Genomic DNA, 3,718 nt, shown 5'->3' with positions numbered 1-3,718 from the left:
AGAGAACGCCCCGAGCGCCTCCGCTCATCTGAGCGCCCTCGTCACGATCTGATCTCGCCCGGCGCCGGAGTCTTGCCAAGCCTGCCGTGTAAACGTTTCCATCTCTCCGTGTAAACGTTTCCATGCGTCGCGCCGCATGGGGTCGAAGGCTTTCGGGATCCACAAGGAGGTGGTCCGGACATGGCCGGCATCAAGGATGTGGCCGCCGCCGCGGGACTGTCCGTCGCGACGGTCTCGCGGGCGCTCAACAACCATCCCTCCGTCAGCCCCGAGGCCAGGGCACGCGTCCTCGCCGCCGTCGAGACGCTCGGCTACCGGCCCAACGCGGTCGCCCGCTCGCTGCGCACGGACCAGACCCGCACCATCGGTCTCGTCATCAGCGACGTCCTCAACCCGTACTTCACCGAGCTGGCCCGCTCCGTCGAGGAGGAGGCCCGCACCCGCGGCTACAGCGTCATCATCGGCAACGCCAACGAGCAGCCGGACCTCCAGGACCACCACGTCCGCACCCTGCTCGAGCGCAGGATCGACGGTCTGCTCGTCTCACCCGCCGACGGGCGTTCCCCGCTGATGCTCGACGCGGCAGGCGGCGGCACCCCCATGGTCTTCGTCGACCGGTGGATCCCCGGCGTCGACGTCCCCGTCGTGCGCGCGGACGGCCGCGCCGCCGTCCGCGACCTCGTCGCCCACCTGCACCGTCTCGGCCACCGGCGGCTCGCGATCATCGCAGGACCCGCGGCCACCACCACCGGACAGGAGCGCGTCGACGCCTTCCGGGAAGCGCTGCACGCCTACGGACTGCCGCTGCCCGACGACTACATCGGCCAGGGCGACTTCCAGGCCGACAGCGGACGCCGCGCCACCGAGCGCTTCCTCGACCTGCCCCGACCGCCCGAAGTCGTCTTCGCCGCCGACAACCTGATGGCCCTCGGCGCGCTCGACGCGATCCGCGCCCGCGGCCTGCGCGTCCCCGACGACATCGGACTCGCCGCCTTCGACGACATCCCGTGGTTCGTCCACACCGACCCGCCGATCACGGCGATCGCCCAGCCGACCGCCGACCTGGCCAGAGCCGCCGTACGGGCGCTGGTCGACCTGATCGAAGGCAGACCCCCGCAGTCCGTCACCCTCCCCGCCACCCTCGTCGTGCGCCGTTCCTGCGGCGAGCCGCCGGCCCCCGTCCCCACCACGTCCCAGCAAAGGAGCAACTTGTGAGCAGCCCGGACGAGTTGCTGCGCATCGAAGGCATCCGCAAGACCTTCCCCGGTGTGGTCGCCCTCGACTCCGTCGACTTCGACCTGCGCCGCGGCGAGGTCCACGTCCTCCTCGGCGAGAACGGAGCCGGCAAGAGCACCCTCATCAAGATGCTCTCCGGCGCCTACCGGCCCGACAGCGGGCGCATCCTCGCCGAAGGGCAGGAGGTGCGCATCCACAGCGCCCAGGACGCGGAACGCCTCGGCATCGCCACCATCTACCAGGAGTTCAACCTGGTGCCCGACCTGACGGTCGCCGAGAACATCTTCCTCGGCCGCCAGCCACGGCGCTTCGGCATGATCGACCGCAGGACGATGGAGGCCCGGGCGCAGCAGCTCCTCGACCGCGTCGGCGTCCAGGTGTCCCCGCGGGCACGCGTACGCGAACTCGGCATCGCCCGCCTCCAGATGGTGGAGATCGCCAAGGCCCTCAGCCTCGACGCCCGCGTCCTGATCATGGACGAGCCGACCGCCGTGCTGACCACGGAGGAGGTCGACAAGCTCTTCCGTATCGTGCGGCAACTGCGCGAGGACGGCGTCGGCATCGTCTTCATCACCCACCACCTCGAGGAGATCGCCGCCCTCGGCGACCGCGTCACCGTCCTGCGCGACGGCCGCTCCGTCGACCAGGTGCCCGCCACGACCCCCGAGGACGAACTCGTACGGCTCATGGTGGGCCGCTCCATCGAGCAGCAGTACCCACGCGAACGGCCGGAGACCGGCGAGCCGTTGCTGTCCGTGCGCGGACTGACCCGCGACGGTGTCTTCCACGACGTCAGCTTCGAGGTACGGGCCGGTGAGGTCGTCGGCCTCGCAGGACTCGTCGGCGCCGGCCGCACCGAGGTCGCCCGCGCCGTCTTCGGCGCCGACCCCTACGACCGGGGCAGCGTCCAGGTCCTCGGCCGCACGCTGCCCACCCACGACGTGGGCGCCGCGATGGGCGCCGGCATCGGCCTCGTCCCTGAGGACCGCAAGGGGCAGGGACTGGTCCTCGACGCCTCCGTGCAGGAGAACCTCGGCCTGGTCACCCTGCGCTCGGCGACGCGCGCCGGACTCGTCGACCTCAAGGCACAGCGCACGGCCGCCGCCCGCATCGCCGAGCAGCTCGGTGTCCGGATGGCGGGCCTCGGCCAGCATGTACGCACCCTGTCGGGCGGCAACCAGCAGAAGGTCGTCATCGGCAAGTGGCTGCTCGCCGACACCCGCGTACTGATCCTCGACGAACCCACCCGAGGCATCGACGTCGGCGCCAAGGTCGAGATCTACCAGCTCGTCAACGAGCTCACCGCCTCCGGCCACGCGGTCCTGATGATCTCCAGCGACCTGCCGGAAGTGCTCGGTATGAGCGACCGGGTGCTGGTCATGGCCCAGGGCCGGATCGCCGGCGAACTCGACGCAGAACAAGCCACCCAGGACGCGGTGATGGCCCTCGCCGTCACCACCGCCACTCCTGCGAACGACCCCGCAGTGAACGAAGAGGAGAGCCCCCGTGGCCACTGACACGCTGAAGAACGACAGGGGCGCGAGCGGCGCCCCGGCGGGCGGCTCCGCGCTCCGTCGCATACTCCTCGACAACGGTGCGCTGACCGCTCTCGTCGTCCTGCTCGTCGCGATGTCGCTGCTCTCCGGCGACTTCCTGACGACGCAGAACCTGCTCAACGTCGGCGTCCAGGCAGCCGTCACCGCGATCCTCGCGTTCGGTGTCACCTTCGTCATCGTCTCCGCCGGCATCGACCTGTCCGTCGGCTCCGTCGCCGCGCTGTCCGCCACCGTGCTGGCCTGGACGGCGACCAGCGAGGGAGTGCCGGTGTGGCTGGCCGTCGTCCTCGCCGTCGCGACCGGCGCGGCCTGCGGCCTCGTCAACGGCGCGCTCGTCTCGTACGGCAAGCTGCCGCCGTTCATCGCCACGCTCGCGATGCTGTCGATCGGCCGCGGACTGTCCCTGGTCATCTCGCAGGGCAGCCCCATCGCGTTCCCCGACTCCGTGTCCGGGCTCGGCGACACGCTCGGCGGCTGGCTCCCCGTCCCCGTCCTCGTGATGATCGCGATGGGCCTGCTCACCGCGCTGATCCTCGGCCGCACCTATATCGGCCGCTCCATGTACGCCATCGGCGGCAACGAGGAGGCCGCCCGCCTCTCCGGCCTGCGCGTCAAGCGGCAGAAGCTCGTCATCTACGCGCTGTCCGGCCTCTTCGCCGCCGTCGCCGGTGTCGTCCTCGCCTCCCGGCTCGCCTCCGCCCAGCCGCAGGCCGCCCAGGGTTACGAACTCGACGCCATCGCCGCCGTCGTCATCGGCGGCGCCAGCCTCGCCGGCGGTGTGGGCAAGGCGTCCGGCACCCTGATCGGCGCGCTGATCCTCGCCGTGCTGCGCAACGGCCTCAACCTGCTGTCCGTCTCCGCCTTCTGGCAGCAGGTCGTCATCGGTGTCGTCATCGCCCTCGCGGTGCTGCTGGACACGCTCCGCC

At 71.0% G+C, this 3,718-nt stretch carries 3 protein-coding genes; all 3 read left to right on the top strand.

What is annotated here, in order from left to right; translation table 11 throughout:
- Positions 1-180 precede the first annotated feature (180 nt).
- Positions 181-1,215, top strand: coding sequence for a substrate-binding domain-containing protein (locus ACWGH4_RS32750; protein WP_441261759.1), 1,035 nt, complete (start codon positions 181-183; stop codon positions 1,213-1,215).
- Positions 1,212-2,753 (top strand): sugar ABC transporter ATP-binding protein, encoded by a 1,542-nt coding sequence (locus tag ACWGH4_RS32745; protein WP_453467253.1) that lies wholly within the window; start codon positions 1,212-1,214, stop codon positions 2,751-2,753. The genes ACWGH4_RS32750 and ACWGH4_RS32745 overlap by 4 nt, the downstream gene beginning before the upstream one ends.
- Positions 2,743-3,718: ABC transporter permease (locus ACWGH4_RS32740; protein WP_453467251.1), on the top strand; the 976-nt coding region annotated here is incomplete at its 3' end. The genes ACWGH4_RS32745 and ACWGH4_RS32740, both read left to right, overlap by 11 nt.

The organism is Streptomyces sp. NPDC054847, assembly GCF_053610925.1.
Note: the sequence above shows the minus strand (reverse complement) of the source record. Positions and strands in the feature narration are given on the sequence as shown.